This window comes from Pectobacterium atrosepticum (genome assembly GCA_019056595.1).
Taxonomy (GTDB): Bacteria; Pseudomonadota; Gammaproteobacteria; order Enterobacterales; family Enterobacteriaceae; genus Pectobacterium; species Pectobacterium atrosepticum.
This window is the reverse complement of the sequence record CP036163.1, coordinates 4,757,469-4,782,766: the sequence shown is the minus strand read 5'-3', so window position 1 is coordinate 4,782,766 and position 25,298 is coordinate 4,757,469. Positions and strand designations below refer to the sequence as shown.

Annotated in this window: 21 protein-coding genes; 11 read left to right on the top strand and 10 right to left on the bottom strand. The window is 52.2% G+C overall.

Annotated features, from left to right (window positions below):
- Positions 1–1,055 precede the first annotated feature (1,055 nt).
- From bioD to DCX48_22190, 4 genes are read right to left on the bottom strand one after another with little or no spacing between them, the layout of a single operon-like run.
- Positions 1,056–1,736, bottom strand: a complete 681-nt coding sequence (bioD, locus tag DCX48_22205) for an ATP-dependent dethiobiotin synthetase BioD (protein ID QXE16979.1) — start codon at positions 1,734–1,736, stop codon at positions 1,056–1,058.
- The gene (gene bioC / locus DCX48_22200; GenBank protein ID QXE16978.1) at positions 1,729–2,490 is read right to left on the bottom strand and encodes a malonyl-[acyl-carrier protein] O-methyltransferase BioC; all 762 of its coding nucleotides are present in this window, start codon (positions 2,488–2,490) and stop codon (positions 1,729–1,731) included. Before bioC ends, bioD begins: the two co-directional genes overlap by 8 nt.
- Positions 2,471–3,628 carry an 8-amino-7-oxononanoate synthase gene (gene bioF / locus DCX48_22195; GenBank protein QXE16977.1) on the bottom strand — a complete coding sequence of 386 codons (1,158 nt, stop codon included), beginning with the start codon at positions 3,626–3,628 and terminating at the stop codon, positions 2,471–2,473. The genes bioC and bioF overlap by 20 nt, the downstream gene beginning before the upstream one ends.
- Before the next feature lie 39 nt (positions 3,629–3,667).
- Positions 3,668–4,705, bottom strand: coding sequence for a biotin synthase (locus tag DCX48_22190; GenBank protein QXE16976.1), 1,038 nt, complete (start codon positions 4,703–4,705; stop codon positions 3,668–3,670).
- 95 nt (positions 4,706–4,800) lie between these two features.
- On the opposite strand from DCX48_22190, the gene DCX48_22185 reads away from it, so the two are divergent.
- The 6 genes from DCX48_22185 (at position 4,801) to DCX48_22160 (ending at position 11,460) form a co-directional block, all read left to right on the top strand.
- Complete coding sequence (locus DCX48_22185) at positions 4,801–6,105, top strand: adenosylmethionine--8-amino-7-oxononanoate transaminase (protein QXE16975.1); 1,305 nt, start codon at positions 4,801–4,803, stop codon at positions 6,103–6,105.
- Between the two features lie 276 nt (positions 6,106–6,381).
- On the top strand, positions 6,382–7,176 hold the full coding sequence (locus tag DCX48_22180; protein ID QXE16974.1) for a glycoside hydrolase: 795 nt from the start codon (positions 6,382–6,384) through the stop codon (positions 7,174–7,176).
- Positions 7,177–7,386: 210 nt separating this feature from the next.
- Complete coding sequence (locus tag DCX48_22175) at positions 7,387–7,794, top strand: hypothetical protein (protein QXE16973.1); 408 nt, start codon at positions 7,387–7,389, stop codon at positions 7,792–7,794.
- A complete protein-coding gene (locus tag DCX48_22170; protein QXE16972.1) occupies positions 7,794–8,489 on the top strand; it encodes a CidB/LrgB family autolysis modulator in 696 nt (231 codons plus the stop codon). Before DCX48_22175 ends, DCX48_22170 begins: the two co-directional genes overlap by 1 nt.
- A gap of 173 nt (positions 8,490–8,662) precedes the next feature.
- Positions 8,663–9,553 carry a cytidine deaminase gene (locus DCX48_22165; GenBank protein ID QXE16971.1) on the top strand — a complete coding sequence of 297 codons (891 nt, stop codon included), beginning with the start codon at positions 8,663–8,665 and terminating at the stop codon, positions 9,551–9,553.
- A gap of 209 nt (positions 9,554–9,762) precedes the next feature.
- Entirely contained in the window at positions 9,763–11,460 is a 1,698-nt protein-coding gene (locus tag DCX48_22160) for an NAD-dependent malic enzyme (GenBank protein ID QXE16970.1), read from the top strand.
- Between the two features lie 56 nt (positions 11,461–11,516).
- Here DCX48_22160 and gsiD read toward each other — a convergent pair whose 3' ends face one another.
- The 4 genes from gsiD to DCX48_22140 form a co-directional block, all read right to left on the bottom strand.
- Positions 11,517–12,422: a glutathione ABC transporter permease GsiD gene (gene gsiD / locus DCX48_22155; GenBank protein ID QXE16969.1), complete on the bottom strand. Its 906-nt coding sequence runs from the start codon at positions 12,420–12,422 to the stop codon at positions 11,517–11,519.
- 9 nt (positions 12,423–12,431) lie between these two features.
- The gene (gene gsiC, locus DCX48_22150) at positions 12,432–13,352 is read right to left on the bottom strand and encodes a glutathione ABC transporter permease GsiC (protein ID QXE16968.1); all 921 of its coding nucleotides are present in this window, start codon (positions 13,350–13,352) and stop codon (positions 12,432–12,434) included.
- A 109-nt stretch (positions 13,353–13,461) separates the two neighbouring features.
- Positions 13,462–14,997, bottom strand: coding sequence for a glutathione ABC transporter substrate-binding protein GsiB (gene gsiB, locus DCX48_22145; GenBank protein ID QXE17350.1), 1,536 nt, complete (start codon positions 14,995–14,997; stop codon positions 13,462–13,464).
- A gap of 34 nt (positions 14,998–15,031) precedes the next feature.
- Positions 15,032–16,933, bottom strand: coding sequence for a dipeptide ABC transporter ATP-binding protein (locus tag DCX48_22140; GenBank protein QXE16967.1), 1,902 nt, complete (start codon positions 16,931–16,933; stop codon positions 15,032–15,034).
- A gap of 476 nt (positions 16,934–17,409) precedes the next feature.
- Here DCX48_22140 and moeA point away from each other — a divergent pair, with 476 nt between their 5' ends.
- The 3 genes from moeA to DCX48_22125 all read left to right on the top strand — a co-directional run bounded on the left by moeA (position 17,410) and on the right by DCX48_22125 (position 20,106).
- Positions 17,410–18,645: a molybdopterin molybdotransferase gene (gene moeA, locus DCX48_22135; protein QXE16966.1), complete on the top strand. Its 1,236-nt coding sequence runs from the start codon at positions 17,410–17,412 to the stop codon at positions 18,643–18,645.
- Between the two features lie 2 nt (positions 18,646–18,647).
- A complete protein-coding gene (gene moeB, locus DCX48_22130; protein ID QXE16965.1) occupies positions 18,648–19,400 on the top strand; it encodes a molybdopterin-synthase adenylyltransferase MoeB in 753 nt (250 codons plus the stop codon).
- Between the two features lie 106 nt (positions 19,401–19,506).
- Positions 19,507–20,106 carry a nitroreductase family protein gene (locus tag DCX48_22125; GenBank protein ID QXE16964.1) on the top strand — a complete coding sequence of 200 codons (600 nt, stop codon included), beginning with the start codon at positions 19,507–19,509 and terminating at the stop codon, positions 20,104–20,106.
- 64 nt (positions 20,107–20,170) lie between these two features.
- Here the strand turns inward: DCX48_22125 and DCX48_22120 are convergent, their stop codons facing one another.
- Positions 20,171–21,094 carry a lipid kinase gene (locus DCX48_22120; GenBank protein QXE16963.1) on the bottom strand — a complete coding sequence of 308 codons (924 nt, stop codon included), beginning with the start codon at positions 21,092–21,094 and terminating at the stop codon, positions 20,171–20,173.
- A gap of 275 nt (positions 21,095–21,369) precedes the next feature.
- On the opposite strand from DCX48_22120, the gene DCX48_22115 reads away from it, so the two are divergent.
- Positions 21,370–22,842, top strand: a complete 1,473-nt coding sequence (locus tag DCX48_22115; protein ID QXE16962.1) for a GGDEF domain-containing protein — start codon at positions 21,370–21,372, stop codon at positions 22,840–22,842.
- A gap of 123 nt (positions 22,843–22,965) precedes the next feature.
- Here the strand turns inward: DCX48_22115 and DCX48_22110 are convergent, their stop codons facing one another.
- Complete coding sequence (locus tag DCX48_22110) at positions 22,966–23,706, bottom strand: GntR family transcriptional regulator (GenBank protein QXE16961.1); 741 nt, start codon at positions 23,704–23,706, stop codon at positions 22,966–22,968.
- 227 nt (positions 23,707–23,933) lie between these two features.
- Between DCX48_22110 and pcaB the strand changes: the two genes are divergently transcribed.
- Entirely contained in the window at positions 23,934–25,283 is a 1,350-nt protein-coding gene (gene pcaB, locus DCX48_22105) for a 3-carboxy-cis,cis-muconate cycloisomerase (protein ID QXE16960.1), read from the top strand.
- Positions 25,284–25,298: the final 15 nt, after the last annotated feature.

Here is a 25,298-nt window from a genome sequence, read left to right as displayed (position 1 = left end):
CGTTATTACTCATCGCTAAATACGATGTTCGTGGGTGGACGCACAGAGGCAGGTAAAAGACATAGACTGACGATTTTCGTCACAGGTTGCGTCGTCACAGACACAACCCATCGTACAAACAAGCATCGCCCTACAACGTTAAACACGCGATGCTTTATTCTGAGTGCCAATGGCGAAATTTGCCACCATCATGATACTGGATATAAAAACAGCATCAAGAAAATTATCGCTGAATTGGATGATTAATCGACAAATGAATTTGCTAGCACATTCATATTCAATCTACCAGATAAAACCATCATGATTTATCCCCAGATTTGGTAAAAATGTAACATGCAGGGATAACCAGCGAGGTTAATTTATGCAACTACGCACCGTTGATGTTCAAGACACTTGATTTTATTTAAGTGAATGATAATAAATAGATTAACAAAACCGTGGAGAATAGCGCCAACCTGGCGAAAACCCGCGCCAGCTCTCGGCTAGGACACGTTGTCTATCTATAATGCACATAGTTATCCACAGAAATGGTGGATAACTCCCACAACCCCGCATCAGCACTGAGTTAGAGAAATACCCGCTTCATTGGCGATTCCCCCTGATATGGATTTTCTTCACACTCTTTCTGTGATTTATCGCATAAGTATTAGACGGAAAAAGACTAAAAACAGCTGAGGACTAAAATGCCACAATTCAGTTATGGCGGGGTGTTAGAGGAAAACTCAAGAAGGTTTTATCTATTAATTTTGATAAAAATGCAGACTTTATACTCATGAAAGAAATGTTGGTAAAAAACAACAAAAATCGTTGCGATTAGTAAACGCAGGTGATGGCTTACCAACAATCCTCATCAGCATAATGGTGGCGCAGTATCCCTGTAGGCCGACCCTCATTTCATTGATCTGATTTGAGAGGTCTTAATGACTTCAATTACTCCGCTATACTCCAAATAATTCGAGTTGCAGGAAGGCGGCAAGAGAGGGAATCCCGATGAGCTTACTCAGGTAAGTGATTCGGGTGAGTAAACGCAGCCAACGCACATGCAGCTTGAAGTATTATGGGTATAATAACCCAATATCAATATACTGCCCCAGATTATGCTGAGGAAGATCCGATAAATAAGGAATTTCACCCAGCATCGGCGCAGGCAAGCGCTGTCGCAGCGTTTGCAGATACGGCTGGTGCCATTTCCCTGGCGGGATGACGTCATTAGCGATCCAGCCGCCAAGATGCAAGCCAGCGTGCTGAATAGCATGGGCGGTGAGCATCGCATGATTGATACATCCCAGTTTGATACCAACCACCAAAATCACGGGAAGCTGTTCCTGTACCACCCAATCGGCAAACGTGTCCTGCTCCGACAGCGGCGTAAACCACCCGCCAGCCCCTTCGACCAGCACCCAATCAGCCTGAGTTTCTACTGCCCGTAGCCCTTCTGACAGCGTCGAGAGATGAATAGGTCGCTGCTCCACCGCACTGATAATATGCGGTGAAGTCGGTTCCATAAACGCCAGTGGGTTAATCATCTGATAATCAAGGTGGACGCTGCTATTGGCCTGAAGCGCCAGCGCATCGCTGTTGCGAATGCCGTCAACCGTCATCTCACAGCCGGACGCCACAGGCTTATAGCCTGCGGTACGGTATCCCGCCTGACAAGCGGCCTGGAGTATTGCCGTGCTGGCGACCGTTTTCCCGACTTCGGTATCCGTGCCCGTTATAAACCAGCGTTCAATCACGATAAATCACTCCATAAACCAGTTGGTAGCTGAGCGGGTAGCCGCCCTGTTCTTGTGGATAGCAAGCAGATAGTGCCGCCAGACGTGCCCGACTCAATAGCCCTGGCGTACGTCCTTCATGTAGCCACGTCGCGCCAATCCCCTTCAGCGATTTCATCAACGCCAGCACATCGGGAAAAAGACACACTTCACGTTCCTGTAGCAGATGATGACGATAAGGCTGGCAGGCCGCATCGATAACTGAGTGCGGCAAAAAGCGATTCGTCCGCTGCGTACCGTCGAGCCGTTGCCACGCCTGCGACAGTTCGCTTAAGGAGCCGTCCGCTAACGTCGCAAACGCAATAACGCCCCCCGGCCGCGTGATCCGATACAGCTCTCCCAGCGCGCGTGGCAGTGAATCACACCACTGCACTGCCAGATTGCTGTAGCAGATGTCCACGCAGCTATCCGCCAGCGGCAGATTTTCGATATCCCCTTCCAAATAACGATCTGCAGCATGCTGCTCACGGGCATACGCCAGCATTTCCGCCGACAAATCCAGTGCAGTTACATTTCGACCAGCCTGACGCCAGTAACGGCTAAAGTGTCCTGTCCCGCAGCCCGCATCCAACACCTGTAAACCACTATGCGCAGGCATCAGCGCCAGCAAACGTTCTCCGCTGGTGCGTTGCAATTCAGCAAAGCGGTCATAGCACCCCGCCGCACGCCCAAACGCCTGCGCAATCGCCTGCTTGTTATAGTTTTCTGTCAGCATGATGCAATACCGTAAGCAAGCGATTGATATCTTCCGGTTGATGTTCCGCCGTCAGTGTAATCCGCAGACGTGCACTGCCGGGCGGCACCGTCGGTGGCCGCATCGCACTCACCCACACGCCCTGCTCACGCAGATGGTTCATCAACGCCAGCGCTCGCGCGTTCTCGCCAACAATCAGCGGCTGAATCGCGCTCTGCGAATTCATCAGTTGATATGACGAGTTCGAAAAACCCGCGCGAAACAGCGCTATGTTACGTCGTAGCGCATCACGCCGCGCACCGCCCTGCCGGACACAGTTAACCGCCGCGCTCAGCGCACAGGCCTGCGCCGCCGGCATTGAGGTGCTGTAAATCAAATGACGGGCGAATTGCAGGAAGTATTCGGCCAGCGGTTCGGTGCATAGCACTGCCGCGCCGCTGACGCCAAACGCCTTGCCGAACGTGACAATCAGCAGTTCTGGCTTGATATCCTGCTGCCAGCAACTCCCGCGCCCTTCATCGCCCAACACGCCAATCCCGTGTGCATCGTCCACCATCAACCAGGCATCGTGCGCCCTGCACTGTGCCTGCAACGCAGGCAACGGTGCAGTATCGCCATCCATGCTGAAAACGCCTTCGGTCACCACTAGCGTCTGGCCATCTGTCGGTTTCTCCAGCAGCGCTTGCAGACTATCCGCCTGATTGTGTTTAAAGCGCCGCAGCGTCGCCGGTGACTGTGCGGCAGCTTCCAGCAGTGAAGCATGGCTGAGTTTATCGGCAAAAATCCGATCTTCCGCCTGTGCCAGCGCAGCCACCACAGCCTGATTCGCGGCATAGCCGGAAATAAACAGCAGCGCACGCGGGTAACCCAGCCAATCGGCAAGCTGGTTTTCCAACGAGGCATGCGCATCGGTATATCCCGTCACATGCCCGGAACCCCCACTGCCGATACCGTATTGCTCTGCGCCCTGCTGCCAGGCACGCACAATCTCGGGATGATGGCTCAGCCCCAGATAATCGTTGCTGGAAAAATTCAGGTAGCAACGATCGCCTTGTATCAGCCAGCGTCCGCTCCCCCCCTGATTACTCTGCCGTACGCGGTAGGCATCATCATGCTGACGCTGTACCAACGCAGCTTCAATACGTTGCTGCCAGCTCATGATTGCGCACGCCCCATGCAGCCGTTTGCGTACAGGGCGCTATACTGCAGCATTATAAAATTGCTCGCTATCAGCATTAATCAGTTGTTCTGCCAAGCGCTGCTGCTGTTGGTTGTCGCCAAATTCGGTCCCTGTTTGCTGAGGATTCAGACCTAACTTGAGGAACAGCGCCAGATCTTTATCTTCTTTCGGGTTTGGCGTCGTTAAGAGTTTGCAACCGTAGAAAATGGAGTTCGCGCCAGCCATAAAACACATTGCCTGCGTTTGTTCACTCATCTGCTCGCGTCCGGCGGACAGGCGCACATAAGAGGCCGGCATCATGATACGCGCTACGGCAATGGTACGAATGAAATCAAACGGATCGACGTCCTCATTATCCGCCAATGGTGTCCCTTTCACCTTGACCAACATGTTGATCGGCACGCTTTCCGGCGGCGTCGGCAAATTAGCCAACTGCACCAGCAGCCCGGCGCGATCGCGCACGGTTTCACCCAGCCCAACAATGCCGCCGGAACAGACTTTAATGCCCGCACCGCGCACTTTATCCAGCGTATCCAGACGCTCCTGATAGGTACGGGTAGTGATAATGCTGCCGTAAAACTCTGGCGAGGTGTCGAGGTTATGGTTATAGAAATCCAGCCCGGCAGAGGCCAAACGCTCAGCCTGATCGTGGTGTAGCATCCCCAGCGTCATACAGGTTTCCATCCCCATCGCTTTGACGCCTTGCACCATCTGTTCCAGATAAGGCATGTCACGCTCGTGCGGATTTTTCCACGCTGCGCCCATACAAAAGCGCGTCGACCCAGCGGCTTTCGCCTGACGGGCGGAATCCAGCACTTGTTCGACCTGCATCAAGCGCTCGGTATCAATCCCCGTCCGATAGCGGGAGCTCTGTGGGCAATATTTGCAGTCTTCAGGGCAGGAGCCGGTTTTAATAGACAGTAACGTGCTCACCTGCACCTGACGGGGATCAAAATGCTGACGGTGGATCTGCTGTGCTTCAAACATCAGTTCCAGGAAAGGTTTATTAAATAAGTCTTGCGCTTGCTCAAGCGTCCAGTAAATGCGGTCAGCCATCTCGGCATCTCCAAACTAAAAACGTTTCGTCAGTGTAAATTAACCCGATATACTGTCAACCAAATAGAATCCATTTTGGTTTACGAAAGATCATCATGAGCCCGGAAGACATTACTTTTGACCAGCGCCATATTTGGCATCCCTACACCTCGATGACCAAACCACTGCCCTGCTATCCGGTCATAGCAGCCAGCGGCGTCGAGCTACAACTGGATGACGGACGTCGCTTGATTGACGGAATGTCATCATGGTGGGCGGCGATTCACGGTTACAATCATCCGGCGATCAATCAGGCGGTGCAGAGCCAACTCAGCCAGATGTCGCACGTAATGTTTGGCGGAATCACCCATCCGGCAGCGGTTGCGCTGTGTCGTCAACTGGTAAACATCACGCCGGATGCGCTGGAATGCGTTTTTCTGGCGGATTCAGGATCGGTGGCAGTCGAAGTGGCGATGAAAATGGCGCTGCAATATTGTCAGGCGCGCGGTGAAACCCGACAACGCTTTCTCACCCTGCGTCACGGCTATCACGGTGACACCTTCGGTGCGATGTCCGTATGCGATCCACAGAATTCGATGCATAGCCTGTATCAGGGTTACCTGCCGACTCACCTATTTGTCGATGCGCCACCCTGTGCTGCTATCAACGAAAGCGGTTTTACCGACGAGTGGCAGGAAACCAATATCGCGCCATTGCAGGCGATGCTGTCGGCGCATGCTCACGAGGTCGCTGCTGTGATACTGGAACCTATCGTACAGGGTGCTGGCGGGATGCGTTTTTATCATCCAACCTACCTACGCCGAGTACGGGAACTGTGCGATCAATGGGGGATCTTGCTGATTGCCGATGAGATCGCCACCGGATTTGGTCGCACTGGCAAGCTGTTTGCGTGCGAGCATGCGGGAATTTCGCCGGATATTATGTGTTTGGGAAAAGCGCTTACTGGCGGCTATATGACACTCTCAGCCACGCTGACCACCCGAACGGTGGCTGAAACCATTAGTAACGGTGCAGCAGGCTGTTTTATGCACGGCCCTACATTTATGGGTAACCCGCTAGCCTGTGCAGCAGCCAATGCCAGCCTGTCCTTGCTGGCAGATAACCGCTGGCAGCAGCAAGTGCAAAATATTGAGCGGCAGTTGCGAGAAGCGCTGCAACCCTGTGCGGATTCCCCACTGGTGGCGAACGTCCGTGTGTTGGGCGCTATCGGCGTAGTGGAAACACATCGTCCGGTCAATATGGCGCGGCTACAGCGTTTCTTTGTCGAGCGCGGCGTCTGGATTCGACCATTTGGTCGACTCATTTATCTGATGCCGCCGTTTATCATTCAACCTGATGAACTGCGTAAGCTGACGGATGCGGTTTGTGCGGCCATCCATAACGCACAGTTATTTGAATAATCGTTAACCCAAGGCGCACGCTCCTGTGCGCCTCAAAACCATGGCGCTTGATTTTATTTCGTATTATCGATATTCATTACCGTTCTTATAATTATTTCATGAATAAGATTTTCATTTCATTCATGACGTATGAACTGAATTATGCTGATATAGAATAAAACAATAACAATTGTTAAGTACACCACATTTTATATTTAATCAGACATGCACACTGACTGAATACGTGCTAGATTTCAGAGTGAAAAACCCCAAGCATATATTAAAAGGAGATTTATTATGCTTACAGTGAATAAGAATCCACAGCGTATTTTCCGTACGTTATTCCCCGTATTATTTTCTGCCTTGTTACTCTCGCCCCTAACCGTTTCTGCGGTCAGTTCATCCAAAGACGCAGACAAACTCTATTTTGAGAATAATAAATATTACGTATTCAATAACGTCTGGGGGAAAGATGAAGTAAAAGGATGGCAGCAAACGGTTTTCTATAATAGTCCCACCAGCATGGGGTGGAACTGGCACTGGCCAAGCAGCAGCTCCAGCGTTAAAGGTTATCCCTCATTGGTGAGCGGCTGGCACTGGACTGCGGGTTATACTGAAAATAGTGGATTGCCGATAAAGTTATCCAGTAATAAAAGTATTACCAGTAATGTCACTTATTCCATCAAATCTACCGGCACGTATAATGCAGCTTATGACATATGGTTCCACACCACCGATAAAGCCAATTGGGATTCCACGCCTACCGATGAATTAATGATCTGGCTAAATAATACCAATGCAGGCCCTGCCGGTGATTATATTGAAACAGTTTTCCTTGGCGGCAGTAGCTGGAATGTATTCAAAGGTTGGATCAATGCGGGTAATGGCAAGGGCTGGAATGTCTTTTCCTTCGTACGCACTTCCAATACCAACAATGCATCACTCAATATTCGCCATTTCACCAACTATCTGGTAGGAACCAAGAAGTGGATGAGCAATACAAAATATATCAGTAGCGTTCAGTTTGGCACCGAGATCTTTGGCGGTGATGGACAGATTGACATCACCAAGTGGAACGTAGACGTAAAATAACGCGTCGACATTCTTCCGGTTCAACCCCCAATCCAGACTGACGCGGGGTTGAACCGAATTTATCTCACCCGTTTCTCGTTTCATTTTCAGCCTGAACTGGGTATCGCTCATCCTTCAGGCCGACTCACCTTCCTTAACAAAATTCGTGATCTGTGGCACGTAAATTCCATTAGCGTTATGATAATCCCCTCTGCTAATCAGGAATTTCCCATGCGTAATACGTTCATCGTTTGCTGGCAGTATTTACGCGCTTTCGCATTGATTTATCTCTGCCTGCTGGCAGGCAATGCGGTATCCGCGTTACTTCCGTTCACTATCCCCGGCAGTATCATCGGCATGCTGGTCTTGTTCACACTCCTCGCCTCGCAGATTCTGCCCGCGCAGTGGGTAAAACCGGGCTGCTATCTCCTTATTCGTCACATGGCGCTACTGTTCGTTCCCATCGGCGTCGGCGTTATGAATTATTACGATCTGGTCAATCAGCAGTTTGGCCCCATTGTGGTTTCCTGTCTGATCAGCACCTTTATTGTCATGTTGGTTGTGGGTTTCAGTACCCAGATTATGCAGCGTGAGCGAGCCACGGCTGGCGATCGCACGCCGCCGAAGGATAATGAATAATGTTCAGCTATTTGTGGTGGTCGCTGCCCCTTACTCTGCTGGTCTTTTTCGCCGCACGTAAACTGGCCGTACTGACCAAGCTTTCCCTGTTGAACCCGCTACTGGTGTCGATGGCGATTATTATTCCACTGCTGCTGGTGTTGAAGATTCCCTACGAGCACTATTTTCAAGGCAGCAAAGTGCTTAACGACCTGTTGCAACCAGCTGTGGTCGCGCTGGCGTTCCCACTATATGAACAGCTACACCAAATTCGCGCGCGCTGGAAGTCGATCATCAGCGTGTGCTTCATCGGTAGCCTGACGGCGATTATCTCCGGCACGCTGGTGGCACTGTGGATGGGCGCATCGCCAGAAATCGCCGCCTCAGTGCTGCCAAAATCTGTCACTACCCCCATTGCGATGGCCGTCGCTGGCGCCATCGGCGGTATTCCGGCGATCAGCGCCGTCTGCGTGATTTTTGTCGGCATCCTCGGTGCTGTATTAGGCCACAGCCTGTTCAACGGTGTAGGAATCAAAACCAAAGCTGCACGTGGGCTATCGATGGGCACCGCCTCACACGCACTCGGCACGGCGCGCAGCGCAGAGGTCGATTATCAGGAAGGCGCGTTCAGTTCACTGGCACTGGTTATATGTGGGATCATCACGTCGCTGATTGCTCCGTTAGTGTTCCCCGTACTCTTGCACTTTGCTGGCTGAAGCCTGAGGGGAACGATGCGTACCCACATCGTTCCCGCTATAAAATTGAGATACATCTCGCATTTAGTAGTTAATTTGCATTCATTTCATTCAATAAAGAGATTCCGATCACAATTTATTGCTACTCTGCTACCTAACATGACGTCATTGACGGGTAAAAAGAGTAAGCCGACATGCATACACGATTTGAAAACGCCTTCCAGCAATTATCTGCCAGTCTGCAAGACGCGCTCGGCCCATTGATCGATAAACCGGATTTCGCCGCCATGCTAACCGCTGACGAGGTGAATGCGGTCTGCGAAGCCAGCCAGCTAGACGTCGATGCGTTAGCCTTTGCGCTATTGCCCCTGGCTGCCGCCTGCGCGCAAGCCTCTATCTCAAATTTTCAGGTTGGTGCCATTGCGCAAGGGCTCAGCGGCAATTTCTACTTTGGTGCCAATATGGAGTTTACCGCCGTTCAGCTTCAGCAAACGGTGCATGCAGAACAGAGCGCCGTCAGCCATGCCTGGCTGCGTAATGAGCGTGGATTGCGGGCCGTGACCGTGAACTACACGCCATGCGGCCACTGTCGCCAATTTATGAATGAATTGCGCAATGCCGCGTCGCTGCGTATTCAACTGCCGGGCCGCCAGCCAGCCGTACTCAGTCACTATCTGCCGGATGCCTTTGGCCCCGTCGATTTGCAAATCGATACGCTGCTGATGGATGACATCAACCACGGCGCGACCTTGCAGAATGTGAATGCGCTCACGCGTCAGGCGCTGGATGCTGCCAACCGTAGCCACGCCCCCTACAGCAAAGCCATTAGCGGTATTGCGCTGGAAACGGCGAGCGGCAACATCTATACCGGACGCTACGCAGAAAATGCAGCATTCAACCCCAGTCTCCCACCTTTGCAGGCCGCATTGAATCTGATGAACCTTGCAGGCGAAGATCCGAGCACCATTAAGTACGCAGCTGTCGTTGAACGCCGTAATGCGGTGGTCAGCCACTGGGCAATCTCACAAATTATGTTGGCCGAGCTGGGTTGCACCGACGTTGAACACCACTTTATTGAGGAATAACAGCAGAGATAGGCGCAAAATTTAAGCGGCGTGCGGGTGAAAAAAGAGAGGTGAATCGATAAAGCCTGTATTTCAGCTAAGATGCAAGCCATCTGTAACTATTTAAATTAACATTTTCTGTACATATTCTCTGGGTAATTTAAGATCCTCAGCAGTTTTTCATCGACAACACCTGAGTGTCTTTTCTGTTACCCGAAGAGTAAAAAGTCATGGAATTAGAATACGAAAGCAAACGTCCTCTCTACATCCCCTATGCTGGTCCGATCTTGCTCGAATTTCCCCTGCTGAATAAAGGCAGCGCGTTTACTGAAGAAGAACGCGCTGATTTTAACCTTGCAGGCCTGCTGCCAGAAGCCGTTGAAACTATCGAAGAACAGGCAGAACGCGCTTGGCGCCAGTATCAGGAATTCAAACACGATATTGAAAAACACGTATACCTGCGCAACATTCAGGATACCAACGAGACGCTGTTCTACCGCCTGCTGGACGGTCACCTCAATGAGATGATGCCTATCATCTACACCCCGACCGTTGGCGAAGCCTGTGAACACTTCTCCGATATCTATCGTCGCGCCCGTGGCCTGTTTATCTCCTACCCTAACCGCGCAAATATCGACGATATGCTGCAAAACGCCACCAAGCAGAACGTGAAAGTCATCGTTGTCACCGACGGTGAACGAATTCTCGGTCTGGGCGATCAGGGTATCGGCGGTATGGGGATTCCGATCGGTAAGCTGGCGCTGTACACCGCCTGTGGCGGCATCAGCCCAGCCTACACCCTGCCAGTCGTTCTGGATGTAGGTACCAACAATCCGCAGCGTCTGAACGATCCGCTGTATATGGGCTGGCGTCATCCGCGCATCACCGACGACGAATACTATGCATTCGTTGACGAGTTCATTCAGGCCGTGAAGCGCCGTTGGCCGAACGTGCTGTTGCAGTTTGAAGACTTCGCGCAGAAAAACGCCACACCGCTGCTGAATCGCTATCGTGATGAAATCTGTAGCTTCAACGATGACATTCAGGGCACCGCAGCCGTCGCTATCGGTAGCCTGATTGCCGCCAGCCGTGCAGCAGGTACGCAGTTACGCGATCAGACCGTTGCCTTCTTGGGTGCAGGTTCCGCAGGCTGTGGTATCGCTGAGCAAATCATCGCACAGATGAAGTCAGAAGGGCTGAGCGAAGAAGAAGCACGCGCACGCGTCTTCATGGTTGACCGTTTCGGTCTGCTGACAGACAAACTGCCGAACCTGCTCGATTTCCAGAGCAAACTGGTGCAGAAAAGTGAACTGCTGGCTGATTGGGATTGTAACAGCGACGCGATTTCACTGCTGGAAGTGGTACGCAATGCCAAGCCGACCATCATGATCGGTGTATCCGGCCAGCCTGGTCTGTTCACGGAAGAAATCATCCGTGAAATGTACAAACACTGCGCTCGTCCTATCGTGATGCCACTGTCTAACCCGACATCTCGCGTGGAAGCGCGTCCAGAAGATATCATTCGCTGGACAGAAGGCTCCGCGCTGGTAGCGACCGGTAGCCCGTTCTCTCCGGTTCACTATCAGGATAAAGTCTTCCCTATCGCGCAGTGCAACAACTCCTACATTTTCCCAGGTATCGGGTTAGGTGTACTGGCGTCAGGAGCCAACCGTATCACTGACGGTATGTTGATGGCCGCCAGCCGCGCTCTGGCTGACTGCTCGCCGCTGGCGAATAACGGTGAAGGCGCTCTGCTACCGGACCTGTCCGATATCCAGCAGGTGTCCAAGCGTATTGCACTGGACGTGGGTAAAGCCGCACAGCTGCAAGGTGTGGCCGTCGTAACCTCTGCCGATGCATTGCAGAAGGCGATTGACCATAACTTCTGGCAACCACAGTACCGCAGCTATAAACGTACTTCGTTCTAAGGGCTAGCGCTCTTACTGCTGAAAAGCGCGGCACTCGTTGTCGCGCTTTTTTTTACTCAGCTTTTCAATTTCGGGTCGAGCGCATCGCGCAGGCCGTCCCCCAATAAATTAAACGCCAATACCGTCAGAAAGATCGCCAGACTGGGGAATATCGCAACATGCGGTGCAATCACCATGTCCGATCGCGCTTCGTTCAGCATCGCTCCCCACTCGGGCATCGGTGGCTGCGCGCCCAGCCCTAAAAATGACAGGCTAGCTGCGGTGATGATCGACATTCCAATCCGCATTGAGAAAAACACCACAATAGAAGATACCGAACCGGGCAGAATATGACGAAAGAGAATTGTCCAGTCGTTGGCACCCATGCTGCGGGCAGATTCGATATAGGTAAGCTGCTTCAGCACCAGCGTATTTCCCCGCACCAGACGGGCGAAAGCCGGGATGCTGAAAATCGCAACAGCGACAACCACATTTGCCATACCGCTGCCCATAATCGCCACAACAGCAATCGCCAGCAAAATGCCGGGAAAGGCAAACAGCACATCGCATATACGCATGATGATTCGGTCTGCCCACCCTTCGTAGTAGCCCGCCAGCAGACCCAATGTCGTACCGATCATCATCCCCACCAGCACCGAGAAAATACCCGCTGCCAGCGAAATACGCGTCCCCATCAGGATCCGACTGAAAATATCACGCCCTAATGAATCCACGCCCAGCCAGTGTGCCGACGAGGGGCCTTCATTCAGTCGATCATAATCGAAATAGTTCTCGGCATCGTAGGGCATCAGATATTGAGCCCAAAAAGCGATGGCAATAAGCAGCAGCACAAACAAGCCAGCAGCGACCGCGACGTGCTGCCGAAGAAAACGCCGCCAGAATTCACGCCACGGCGTACGAACGGATTTATCCCTAATGACAGGGAGCGTCGCCAGCATAGCTTTACGTCGCCAGTGTCTCATTCCCTTTCCTTATTTATAACGAATGGCTGGATTAATCGCGGCATACAGCATATCGACCAGCAAATTAATCAGAATAAACTCCAGCGAAAACAGTAACACTTCCGCCTGAATCACCGGATAGTCACGCATCTCAACCGAATCAACCAGCAACCGCCCCAGCCCCGGCCAGTTGAACACCTTCTCCACGACGATGGAGCCACCGAGCAAAAAGCCAAATTGCAGCCCCATCATGGTGACCACTGGAATCAGCGCATTACGCAGCCCGTGTTTCAGCACAACCAGCGATTCGCGCACGCCTTTTGCCCGCGCCGTACGCATATAATCTTCCTGCAGTACATCAACAAACGACGCACGGGTGAAACGCGCCATCACCGCCGCTACCGCCGCACCTAACGTCAGCGAAGGCAAGATGTAGTGCAGCCAGGTATCCGCTCCCACTGTCGGCAGCCAGCCTAATTCAACGGAAAAAATCTGCATTAACAGCATGCCAAGCGCAAACGCAGGGAAAGAGAGGCCGGATACCGCCAGCGTCATCCCGATTCTGTCCGGCCAGCCATTACGCCACACGGCGGACACGATGCCGATCGCCATGCCAAAAATTACCGCCCACGCCATGCTGCAAACCGTGAGCCAAAACGTTGGCATAAAGCGCAAGGCGATCTCTTGCGTGACAGGCCGTTTCGACACCATCGACGTTCCCAAATCCCCTTGCAGAATATTGGTCAAGAAGTGCCAGAACTGGTGCGGCAGCGGCTTATCCAAGCCCAAATCCTGACGTACCATTTCGATCACAGCCGCATCCGCTTCCCGTCCGGCCGCTAAACGCGCCGGATCGCCGGGCAGCAGATGAACGAACAGGAACACCAGCACCATAACGATCAGGAGCGTGGGGATCAGCCCCAGTAACCGTTTAATAAAATAATTCAGCATGAACGGTTTTCCACATACATGTGTCAGGCTCTCCTATAAGTAGACGCGTGTTGACCACAGCGGGTAGCCTAACGGCCACCCGACTCCCTGGTCATTCTTGTGCGGTGAGTTATTCCGTCAGATCGGCATCCTCAAAACTGAACAAGGTATCTGGCATGACGTAGAAACCCGTCAGTTTCTTGCTATTAGCCGACACCAAACGCTCTGTCGCCAGGAAAATCCACGGCGCATCAGCCCAGATTTTATCCTGCGCATCCTTGTACAGTGTCTGCTTTTCCGCTCGATCCGTCGTTTTCAGCGCATTAGCCAAGTCCGTATCAACTTGCGGGTTGCTGTAAAACGCCGTATTGAATTGTGCTGGTGGCCATGAGGCCGTAGCAAACAGCGGCGATAGCGCCCAATCTGCCTCGCCCGTCGATGCCGACCAGCCAGTGTAAAACAGACGAACGCCCGTTTCTTTAACGCCCTTACCTTCCACTTCAGCAGCGCGTTGCCCCGCATCCATCGCTGTCACCTGCACTTTCACTCCAACCTGTGCAAGCTGCTGCTGCGTGAACTGCAAGACTTTCTGCGCCGTACTGTGGTTATGTGACGACCAAAGCGTGGTGGTAAAACCATTCGGGTAGCCCGCTTCCTTCAGCAGCTCGCGCGCCTTGGCCGGATCGTAAGGCCATGGATGATATTTTACCGAATAATCGATGCTATTCGGCAGTGGCCCTTCGGCTGGCGTCGCATAGCCGGAGAACGCCACTTTGATCAACGCGTCTTTGTTAATCGCGTAGTTCAGCGCCTGCCGAACTTTCGGATTATCAAACGGTTTCTGCGTAACGTTCATGCTGATGTAGCGATGCAGAATCGACGGTGACGCCACCAGCGCCAGCTTGTCATTCTTCTCCAATACCTTGGCCTGCTCAAACGGTATCGGATAAGCAAACTGCGCTTCCCCCGTTTGCAGCAGTGCCGCACGCGTATTGTTATCCACCACCGGACGCCAGGTAATGCTGTCTAACTTAGGTAACCCGGCTTTCCAGTAACCGCTGAATTTCTCAACTTTGACAAAATCGGTCTGATTCCAGGCCACAAAACGATACGGGCCGGTGCCTACCGGATGGAAGCCAATCTCCTTGCCGTACTGCGTTAATGCCGCAGGCGAGATCATCACCGCGGCTGGGTGCGCCAGATTGTTAACAAACGCCGAGAACGGCGTCTTCAGCGTGATTTTCACCGTCAGATCGTCCACTGCTTCGGTTTTGTCGATCATCTTGAACAGGTTATACCGCTTCAAACGATTGTCTGGATTACTGGCGCGATCCAGATTCACTTTAACGGCAGCGGCGTTAAACGCCGACCCATCGTGAAACTTAACGCCAGGATGCAATTTGACGGTGTACGTCAGGCCATCTGAGCTGATGTCATAGCTGTCCGCCAGCACGTTGATCAGCTTCATGTCTTTATCGAAGCCAAACAACCCCTGATAGAATGATTTCGCCACCGTTTGCGATAGCGAGTCGTTGGCATCATAGGGATCCAGGCTGGTAAACGTGGAACCCACGGCAATAACCGCATCTTTGGCAGCCCAAACGGGTGATGCCACCATTGCTGCAGTTACCCCTGCGGCCACTAACCAGCGCCGCTGTATCGTCATTACGCTCATGCTACGTTCTCCTTATGAATCCCTGTCAATAAGCACCTGCAATCGGGTGGTGCGCCACAAAGTGTCGCTTGCCAACCTGAACCAGAGGCGCCGTTGTCGGCTCATCGCCAATCGCCCGAATCGGGCTGGGTATTTCATCAACCAACAATACCTGCTCACGCTGGCGGCGTGAGGGATCGGCAACCGGAACGGCCGACATCAGCTTGCGGGTATAGGGGTGCTGGGGTCGTTCGAATACGTCTTGACGCGGGCCGATCTCGACAATCTGCCCCATATACATCACCGCCACGCGATGACTGATGCGTTCGACCACCGCCATATCATGTGAAATAAACAAAAATGCGATGCCAAACTCACGTTGCAGTTCCAGCATCAGATTGATGATTTGCGCCTGAATCGACACGTCCAGCGCCGATACTGCTTCATCCGCAATGACGACCTTGGGGTTCAGCGCGAGCGCTCTGGCGATGCAAACACGCTGACGCTGACCACCAGAAAACTCATGCGGATAGCGCCGAGCGTGTTCCGGCTCCAACCCTACGCGTGACAACAGCCACGCCACGCGTTTCTCCGCTTCCTGTCGGCGGCAAACATTGTGTACCAACAGCGGTTCCATAATCGAGAATCCAACCGTCAGACGGGGATCCAATGAGGCGTACGGATCCTGGAAAATCAGTTGAATATCACGCCGCAGATGCTGTAACGCCGCGCCTTTCAACTGATGGATACGCTGGCCATCAAAGGTAATGTCGCCCTTCTGACTTTCAACCAGTTGGAGCAACGCACGGCCAGTGGTTGACTTGCCACATCCCGATTCCCCCACCAGCGAGAGCGTTTCGCCCGGCCAGAGATCGAAGCTGACTTTTTCTACCGCATGCACCTGCCGGGTTACGCGGTTCAGTAAACCGCTGCGAATCGGAAAGCGCGTCACCAGATTACTCACTTGCAAGATTGGCTCCGCATGTGCAGGAACAGTATCCTGCGGCACGTTGTCCACAATGCGTGCCGTGTTTTGATCCAGCAGCGGAAATTTTGCTGGAAACGGTTGTCCGCGCATCGATCCTAACGCCGGTACCGCCGCTAAAAGCCCCTGTGTATATGGGTGCTGCGGCGCAGCAAAAATCTGCCCCACGCTTGCCGCTTCGACGCTTTCTCCACGGTGCATCACTAATACACGTTCAGCCACTTCCGCCACCACGCCCATGTCATGGGTGATGAAAATCACGGCCATGTCCATTTCTCGTTGGAGCACACGGATAAGTTGCAGAATTTGCGCCTGAATAGTGACATCCAGCGCAGTTGTCGGTTCATCGGCAATCAGCAGCGACGGTTTGCAGGAAAGCGCCATCGCAATCATGACCCGCTGGCGCATTCCGCCAGAAAGCTGGTGGGGATAGCGATCCAGCACGTTGCGCGCTTCCGGTATTCTGACCAGATCAAGCATACGCAACGTCTCTGCACGCGCGGCACGCCTGTCCATTCTCTGATGCAAACGAATCGACTCGGCTATCTGTTCACCAACGGGGAAAACCGGATTCAGCGACGTCATCGGCTCCTGAAAAATCATCGCCAAATCCGCACCACGCAGCGTTCGCATCACCCGCTGGCGGGCACCACGAAGATCTAGCACCTGCCCATCACGACGACGGAATAGCATATCACCTTGATGAATCACCCCACCGGCATGTTCGACCAGACGCATCAACGCCAGCGATGTGACAGATTTGCCCGATCCCGACTCCCCGACGATAGCCAGCGTTTCGCCCCGATCGACAGAGAACGTCAAATTACGTACCGCATCCGTCCGCTGCCCTTGCTGCTCGAAATAGACACTCAGGTTGCGCACCTCCACCACCCGTTTTTCAGGCAACATCAGCCCCGGGACAGGGGAAGACAACGAGGAATAATGATCCTGTGTGGGCGACATGAACGGCGAATCTCCATATAAATGCGGCTGGAATCAGCGCAGCGCGATCAGGGACAAATTATCAGCGGTTTTCGACTATATTTAGCGCAAGGTATGATGTAAAGCAGAAACTGAAATCAACACAGTGAAAAATTCTTTTTATAACATTAAGTTAACCACTAGATAGACGCGCCATCATGCGTGAACTCTCACGCAGATACACTCACATTTACCCGAAATGGTTCACGTTGTGGACAAAAGACGGCTGTTTTTAACCATCCGTCGGTTGCTTAGTACCTAACCGGGGTCCACACGTCAAAAGCCGCATTCCTTGACCTGCATACATTCACCCACGTTACGAACTCTGACATAATTAATATTGGCATAGGAAACCGATTTTCGCCCGTAAACAACGCGTCGGCGAAACACGATTCTTATTGATGTAATCAGTCGTATTGATGAAACAAACTGTATTGATGAAAAACGGTGGAGTGAAGATGGAAAGCGTTAACTCAGGTTTACTGACTCTTGAACAAGCTCTGGAAAATATGTTTGCTCAGGTTCCTTCCCTTACCGAGACAGAGCGCGTATCCCTGTTCGACGCCGCAGGACGGATCACCGCCCATGCTATCGCCTCTCCGATCAACGTCCCGCCTTTCGCCAATTCCGCGATGGATGGCTATGCCGTACGCTACGCTGATTTGTCCGCTGCCGCACCGTTGCCATTGGCGGGTAAAGCATTCGCGGGCGCACCCTTCACGGGCGAATGGCCTGCCGGAACCTGCATTCGTATCATGACCGGTGCACCGATTCCCGCAGGCGCAGACACGGTGATCATGCAGGAACAGGCTGAAGTCAGCGAGGACGGTATTCGTTTCTCCCATGAGGTAAAACTCGGCCAGAATATTCGTCTGCCAGGAGAAGACATTCAGGCGGGTGCCAGCGTGCTGCCCGCCGGTTGCAAGCTGGGCGCGGCGGAACTGCCGCTGCTGGCTTCACTGGGGATTGCGCAGATTGACGTGGTGCGCCGTCTGAAAGTCGCGGTGTTTTCAACCGGTGATGAACTGCAACGCGTCGGCGAGCCGCTGGAAGACGGCCAAATTTATGACACCAACCGTTTCGCCGTGCGTTTGATGCTGGAACAATTGGGCTGCGACGTGCACGATCTGGGCATCATCCGCGACGACCCAGACGCACTGCGTGCCGCATTCCATGAAGCAGACCAGCTTGCCGATCTGGTCATTAGCAGCGGCGGCGTTTCCGTTGGCGAAGCAGATTACACCAAGCAAATACTGGATGAACTGGGTGACATCCATTTCTGGAAGCTGGCGATCAAACCCGGTAAACCTTTCGCCTTCGGCAAGTTACACCACGCCTGGTTCTGCGGTCTGCCGGGGAATCCGGTTTCTGCGGCACTAACGTTCTATCAGTTGGTTCAGCCGCTGCTGGCTCGCCTGTCTGGCTATACACAATGGCACCAGCCACAACGTGTACGCGTCAAAACCACCAGCGCACTGAAAAAAACGCCGGGACGCACCGATTTTCAGCGCGGCATTTTCAGCCGCAACGCGCAGGGAGAGCTGGAAGTGAGAACCACTGGGCATCAGGGTTCGCACGTTTTCAGCTCTTTCAGCCTCGGTAACTGTTTCATCGTGCTTGAGCAGGATCGTGGGCGCGTTGCCGCTGGCGAATGGGTAGAAATCGAACCTTTCAACGCGCTGCTGGGACACTGAGTATGTTGCCGGAACTGAGCGATGAAGAAATGCTGCGCTACAATCGACAGATTGTACTGCGCGGCTTTGATTTTGACGGGCAGGAAAAACTCAAGGCTTCACGCCTGCTGATTGTCGGGCTAGGCGGACTGGGCTGTGCCGCCGCTCAGTATCTGACTGCGGCGGGCGTAGGCCATTTGACGCTGCTGGATTTTGATACCGTCTCTCTGTCTAACCTACAACGTCAGGTTCTGCACCGCGATAACCGTATCGGGATGGCAAAAGTCGAATCGGCGCGTCTGACGTTATCCGACATGAACCCGCATATTTCGTTTGATACGGTTGATAGCGATCTCGATGACGACGCATTGAGCGAGCTGGTCAGCCAGCACGATGCGGTGTTGGACTGTACCGACAACGTTGCTATCCGTAATCGCCTGAACCGTATTGGCTTTCAGCTCAAAAAGCCGCTGATCTCCGGTGCAGCAATTCGGATGGAAGGCCAAATCAGCGTCTTTACCTATCAGCCCGATGAGCCTTGCTACCATTGTCTCAGCCGCCTATTCGGAGCCAATGCGCTGACCTGCGTCGAAGCGGGTGTGATGTCGCCGCTGGTGGGGACGATCGGGAGCTTGCAGGCGATGGAAGCCATTAAGCTGCTAACGGGCTATGGCAAGCTGACCACCGGTCGTTTGCTGATGTTCGATGCGATGACGCTGCAATTTCGCGAAATTACGCTGCCGAAAAATCCCCGCTGCGACGTCTGCGGCGGGTAAAGCAGAAAGTGGAAAGATTGGCATCCGGCACGATAAGTCATTGAACACAGGAAAAATCAGTGACACAGTATCAAGGTAAGTCATCATGTAAACTGAGGAACACACCATGAGTAATGCTTTTTTGCAGTCAATCAAGGCCCGTCGTTCAATCTATGCCATCGGCGATAAACTTCCGATATCAGAAGATCAGGTTACCGCCCTCATTACCGAAGCCGTTAATGAAAGCCCCTCCTCTTTTAATTCACAAACTTCTCGCGTTGTCATTCTGTTCGGCGAGCAGCACCACAAACTGTGGGATATTGTTAAACAGCAACTGAAGAAAATTGTGCCTGCGGACGCTTTTGCCCCGACAGAAGGCAAACTGGCTTCGTTTGCCGCCGGTGCGGGAACCGTCCTGTTCTTTGAAGACACCAGCGTAATTGAAGCGCTACAGGAAAAGTTCGCGCTTTATGCCGATAACTTCCCGGTTTGGTCAGAACATTCAACGGGTATCGCCCAGTTCGCCGTATGGTCGACGCTGGCGCAGGAAAAAATTGGTGCCTCACTCCAGCACTACAACCCGCTGATCGACAATGATGTCAAAGCACAGTGGGATCTGCCTGCCAGTTGGAAACTGCGTGCTCAAATGCCATTCGGTTCCGTTGAGCAACCCGCTGGTGAGAAAACCTACATTGCCTTTGAAGAACGTTTCCGCGTATTTAAATAATCCACTGAATCATTCTTTATGAACAAACAGGGACGCTGCACGGTGTCCCTGTTTTGTTTACGCTCTATCCATTATCACCATGCACCGGCGGCGCAAAAACCTGAATCGCCTTTTCTCTGATCCCAAACACCGCTGGCGTTTTGCCGATTAACTCGCCGTCCGCATTAATATCGTGTGGCCTTGAGGTACTCAGCGTCAGTTGTTTGGCGGAAAAAGCGCGGACTTTACGCCAGCGACCGTGCGTCCCCCGTCGGATAAAGGGGATGAGCGCCACTATTTCCCACCAGTGGGAAACCTCCAGACTATACACATCCAGCCGGCCATCATCGGGCGCGGCACTCTGTGCTACCGCCATGCCACCGCCGTAGAAACGCCCGTTGCCCACCGATACCTGCACGGTTTTAACCCGCTCTTTGATGCCGTCATGCTCGATCTCAACGCGGAAAGGACGACTTTGTTTCAGCAGCTTAAAGGCCGCCAGCGCATAGCCTAATGTGCCCCAGCGCTTTTTGGACTTGGCCGACAGCCCGCGCGCCAGTGCCGCAGAAAAACCGATGCTGGAGACATTAAAGAACAGATGTCCGTTAACGTCCCCCAAATCAACCGCACGCCGCTGGCCGCTGACAATAATCTGAATGGCCTGCCGAATATCTCTGGGAATCCCCACCGTACGAGCAAAGTCATTTGCCGTTCCTAATGGCAGCACGCCCAGCGGCAATCCGGTATCGACCAGACCGGGAGCCGCTGAATTTAACGTGCCATCGCCACCGCCGACAATGACGAAATCAACCCGATCCGCATAGGCACGTATAATATCGCTGTATGAGCCCGTGTCTTTTTCATCTGGCTCGACGAGGGTAATCTGGCTTTGCTGTAATAACTGCTTCACATCGCGAGCAGAGGAATCACCATTCCGCGCATGCTTATTAATCAATAAAAGCGCTGTTGGGCCTGATTCCTTCGCTGCTGAATAATGGCTCATGGTCATCTACCCGACATTATTGTTTGCTTGAATCTAACCATAGGGATGATCAAACCAACAAGAGAGCTTTAACAAGCCCACAATACAATACAAAACATTACGTTCCGGCAATCTGCTCTAATACTTCCACAATGTAACCACTATACTGAACCCTACGAGTCAGCGATTCATTTACCCTACGATGCTACATCGTCAGTCCAGTAAAATGTTGCACCACCATTTTTAGGTGAAAGCAGAGGGTTATTCACCTATCTCATCAATGATTCTCTGGGGAGATTATTTTGCAGACTGGATTCATCAATAACTCACGCTGGCTTGATAAAACACGCGCAATCATAATCCTCGGCACTATGCTGCTCGCGGCATTCCTGGTGATTAGCTGGACCAGTTATGAAGTGGCTAAAGAATCATTAGAAGAAGAAATCGAAGAGAATACTCTGCCGCTGACCAGTGATAACGTCTATTCTGAAATCCAGCAAGACTTATTAAAGCCTATCTTTATTTCGTCGCTGATGGCGCACGACACCTTCCTACGTGACTGGGTGCTGAAGGACGAAAGCGATCCGCAAGCCATGTTTCGCTACCTGCGAGAAATCGATCGTCGCTTCGATACCGTATTTTCTTTCTTCATTTCGGATAAAACCAAGCGCTACTACGATCCTCAGCGCATCCTGAAAACCGTCTCAGAGGATTCACCAGACGATCAATGGTATTTCCAACACCGAACGCTATCAGACGAGATGCCTTACGTTGTCGATCTCCGTGTCGATCCTGAAAAACGTACTCGTTTGGACATCTTCATCAACCATAAAGTCATGGATTATGAAGACAATTTTATTGGCATTACCGGCGTGGGTATCCCGGTTGAGCGGGTTAAACATCTTATTGAAAAATACGAACAGCGCTATAATCGGACCATCTATTTTATTGATAAAGAAGGTAATATTACCTTACATGGGGAAACGTATAACCGCCCCCTCAAGATTCAACAACAGCAGGGAATGAACCGGATCGCGACCACGGTTTTGACCTCCCCCGGTGGCGCTTATGAATATCAGTCAAAGGGGGAACATATTTTCCTCAACACCCGACTAATCCCTGAATTTGGCTGGTATTTGATGGTAGAGCAAACCAGTCACCCCAGTGAAAAACGGCTGTTCGCCACGTTGCTAAAAAATCTAGGCATCAGTACGTTCGTCAGCGCCCTTTTCCTACTTCTGCTGTGGTTGACCATTGGCGGATATCAACGCCGTCTGGAACAAATGGCCACGACCGACAAATTAACAGGCCTCATGAACCGGCAAGCGTTTGATTATTTATTCCGCCGTCTCGGGACGAAAAATGCCTTACAACACAAGTCACTCTCCATTCTTCTCATTGATATTGACCACTTCAAAAAAATTAATGACAAGTATGGCCATAACGTTGGGGATCTGGTTTTACAAGAAGTTTCCGCCATATTGTCGACCAACACCCGCTCCAGCGATCAATCTTGTCGTTGGGGAGGTGAAGAGTTCGTCATTCTACTCGACGATTGCGATATCAACGCCGCGCAACAGCGCGCCGAAGCGCTACGCCACAGTATTGAAATAGCGCACCTTCCCTACCGTGAAGGGATCATTCAGGTGACGGTCAGTTGCGGCGTCGCTGAATATCGGGATGGTGAGACACTCAGTATGCTGATTAACCGCGCCGATATCGCGCTTTATCAGGCCAAACAGCAGGGTCGCAATCAGGTAATGCGGGCAATATAGTAACCAGAATAATAACGACAGGGACAATATCAACAAGAACAAATCAACAAGCGTGGTGCCTGCATTATGCATGCAGGCTCATGTAGACAGGAAGCGAGCAGGCTTCAATAAGGTACAAGCGGATTACGTTCGGTTTCCCGTTTGGCGTTTAAGCGTAATGGAGCAGGTATATCGGTCTGCTGGATGGATCGATACCGTGGTTTCAAAAACGTTTCCCGAGCGGTCAAGATAATGGCGTACGATTTTTAATGCTGGGTAGCCTACGTCAACGCCCAGCGTTTTCGCTATTTTGGCCGGAACACCAACGGCAGAGATCGTCTGGCGCACTTCTTCCCCTTGCACGCCATAATGCTTTTCAATCAAATCGCTAATCAACGCAAATGGATCGCTGCGTACCAGACTTTTGACCTTGGCATAATCCGGGCTAACGTAGCTATCAGTCCAGCATATCGGGGAGTCCTTTTTCTGGCTGTCTTCACGAATACTGGCAATATGCAACCAACGATCGCCCGGCTTGCCGCCAATAATCTTTGCCAGCTCAACATCCGCCACGACTTCATCAATCTTCTTCACTACGCGCAGGTTGGTTTTTGCCAACACAAACAGATCCTCAAGGCTAGCCAGAGGATGGTTACGTTCCCGCTTTTCATCATTATCGACAACAACGGAACCCACGCCCTTGCGACGGGATAGCAAACCCGCCTCTGTTAGATCGCGCAGCGCCTCCCTGACGGTATGGCGGCTAACCTGATACTGCTCACAGAGCTCCAGCTCGGAGGGAATCAACGAGCCAGTTGGGTACTGGCCTAGCGTTATATTCTGGCTGAGTTCACGGGCAATGCGCTTATACAAAGGTTCTTTCATCGGCTCACGCTCTTAATCAAGATTGATGCCCTGCATCACAAAATAACATTTCACTGCTTCCCTAACTTGTCCGGACATGTTTTTATAAATACAACATGTCCGAACATTTGAACATGTCCGAACATTTAAACCTTCAGGCCATACCGCTCATCAGCGGTAAACACGCTTCATTTTATCGCGGATATGGTCTGCATCTTATCACCAATACATTCGCTTCAGGAGGCGTTATGGCTTCGAATGTGCTTGATTCAGTTCTATTCCGTGATTCATTTGGTACCCCAGCAATGCGGGCAATCTTCGATGACCGAGAACTCGTCCGTAAGTATGTGGAAGTAGAGATCGCACTGGCCAATGCGCAAGCACGTTGTGGCGTGATTCCAGAAGAAGCTGCCGCAGAAATCACAGCCAGCTGTAACGCCGACACGCTCGATTTTGAGCTGCTGCGCCACGAAACAGAAATTGTGGGCTACCCTATCCTGCCGCTAGTACACCAGATTTCCAAGCAGGCCGGCCAATCTGGCGGCTATGTACACTGGGGCGCAACGACACAGGACATTATGGATACGGCCGTGGTGCTACAAATCCGTGATGCATTCGCGTTAATTGAAGCAGATATCGACGCACTACGTTCTATTTTAGCCAGACTGGCCGTGCGTTACCGCAATACGCCAATGGCTGGGCGTACCCATTTACAACAGGCGCTACCGATTACATTCGGCTACAAAGCGGCCATCTGGTTGGATATGTTCGATCGCCATGCCGAGCGCCTCGCACAGCTACGTCCTCGCGTGCTGGTGGGAGAGTTCGCGGGTGCAGCAGGGACACTCGCCTCATTGGGTGACAAAGGGCTCGCGGTGCAAAAAGCACTGATGGCAGAGCTTGGACTGGGTGTACCGACCTCAACCTGGCATGTGGCTCGTGATGGGTTTGCCGAAGCCGTCAACCTGCTAGCGGTAATCACCGGTTCATTAGGGAAAATTGGCTATGACGTCATGCTGATGGCCTCCAACGAATTCGGCGAACTGTATGAACCGTTTGTCAAAGGCCGTGGAGCCAGCAGCACCATGCCGCAAAAGCGTAACCCTATTTCCAGCGAACTGATGCTGGCCTGTTCCAAAGGCGTTCGTCAACAGGCTGGGTTAATGCTGGATGCGATGGTGCAAGATCTGGAACGCGCCACAGGCCCCTGGCATGCGGAGTGGATCGCCATCCCGGAAAGTTTCATTCTCTCCGCAGGCGCACTTCATCAAGCCAAGTTCATGCTAGACGGCCTCATTGTTGATGAGAAGATGATGCTGAAAAACCTCAATATGACCAACGGCCTGATTGTGGCAGAAGCTGTGATGATGGGGCTGGCACCGTATATTGGTCGTCAGGAAGCGCATGACATCGTCTACGATGCCTGCCGTATCGTAAATGAGAAAGGCGGCACGCTGGCCGATGTTCTCAATGCTATGCCAAGCGTCGCTAGCCGCCTCGATCCCAAATTAATCGAAGACCTGACCAACCCCGTCAACTATTTGGGGAGCGCCCCTGAAATGGTTGACCAGGTAGTAAATAAAATGGAAAGAAAATAGTCATCACCGGTAATT

What these genes read in the sequence shown, in the direction of transcription:
- DCX48_22185 (QXE16975.1), top strand. Translation starts at nt 4,801, where the DNA reads ATGAGCCCGGAAGACATTACTTTTGACCAGCGCCATATTTGGCATCCC.
- DCX48_22120 (QXE16963.1), bottom strand. Translation starts at nt 21,094, where the DNA reads ATGACCATGAGCCATTATTCAGCAGCGAAGGAATCAGGCCCAACAGCG.
- DCX48_22160 (QXE16970.1), top strand. Translation starts at nt 9,763, where the DNA reads ATGGAATTAGAATACGAAAGCAAACGTCCTCTCTACATCCCCTATGCT.
- DCX48_22140 (QXE16967.1), bottom strand. Translation starts at nt 16,933, where the DNA reads ATGTCGCCCACACAGGATCATTATTCCTCGTTGTCTTCCCCTGTCCCG.
- DCX48_22165 (QXE16971.1), top strand. Translation starts at nt 8,663, where the DNA reads ATGCATACACGATTTGAAAACGCCTTCCAGCAATTATCTGCCAGTCTG.
- pcaB (QXE16960.1), top strand. Translation starts at nt 23,934, where the DNA reads ATGGCTTCGAATGTGCTTGATTCAGTTCTATTCCGTGATTCATTTGGT.
- DCX48_22180 (QXE16974.1), top strand. Translation starts at nt 6,382, where the DNA reads ATGCTTACAGTGAATAAGAATCCACAGCGTATTTTCCGTACGTTATTC.
- DCX48_22125 (QXE16964.1), top strand. Translation starts at nt 19,507, where the DNA reads ATGAGTAATGCTTTTTTGCAGTCAATCAAGGCCCGTCGTTCAATCTAT.
- DCX48_22110 (QXE16961.1), bottom strand. Translation starts at nt 23,706, where the DNA reads ATGAAAGAACCTTTGTATAAGCGCATTGCCCGTGAACTCAGCCAGAAT.
- moeA (QXE16966.1), top strand. Translation starts at nt 17,410, where the DNA reads ATGGAAAGCGTTAACTCAGGTTTACTGACTCTTGAACAAGCTCTGGAA.
- gsiC (QXE16968.1), bottom strand. Translation starts at nt 13,352, where the DNA reads ATGCTGAATTATTTTATTAAACGGTTACTGGGGCTGATCCCCACGCTC.
- DCX48_22190 (QXE16976.1), bottom strand. Translation starts at nt 4,705, where the DNA reads ATGGCTGACCGCATTTACTGGACGCTTGAGCAAGCGCAAGACTTATTT.
- moeB (QXE16965.1), top strand. Translation starts at nt 18,648, where the DNA reads ATGTTGCCGGAACTGAGCGATGAAGAAATGCTGCGCTACAATCGACAG.
- gsiD (QXE16969.1), bottom strand. Translation starts at nt 12,422, where the DNA reads ATGAGACACTGGCGACGTAAAGCTATGCTGGCGACGCTCCCTGTCATT.
- bioF (QXE16977.1), bottom strand. Translation starts at nt 3,628, where the DNA reads ATGAGCTGGCAGCAACGTATTGAAGCTGCGTTGGTACAGCGTCAGCAT.
- DCX48_22170 (QXE16972.1), top strand. Translation starts at nt 7,794, where the DNA reads ATGTTCAGCTATTTGTGGTGGTCGCTGCCCCTTACTCTGCTGGTCTTT.
- bioC (QXE16978.1), bottom strand. Translation starts at nt 2,490, where the DNA reads ATGCTGACAGAAAACTATAACAAGCAGGCGATTGCGCAGGCGTTTGGG.
- gsiB (QXE17350.1), bottom strand. Translation starts at nt 14,997, where the DNA reads ATGACGATACAGCGGCGCTGGTTAGTGGCCGCAGGGGTAACTGCAGCA.
- DCX48_22175 (QXE16973.1), top strand. Translation starts at nt 7,387, where the DNA reads ATGCGTAATACGTTCATCGTTTGCTGGCAGTATTTACGCGCTTTCGCA.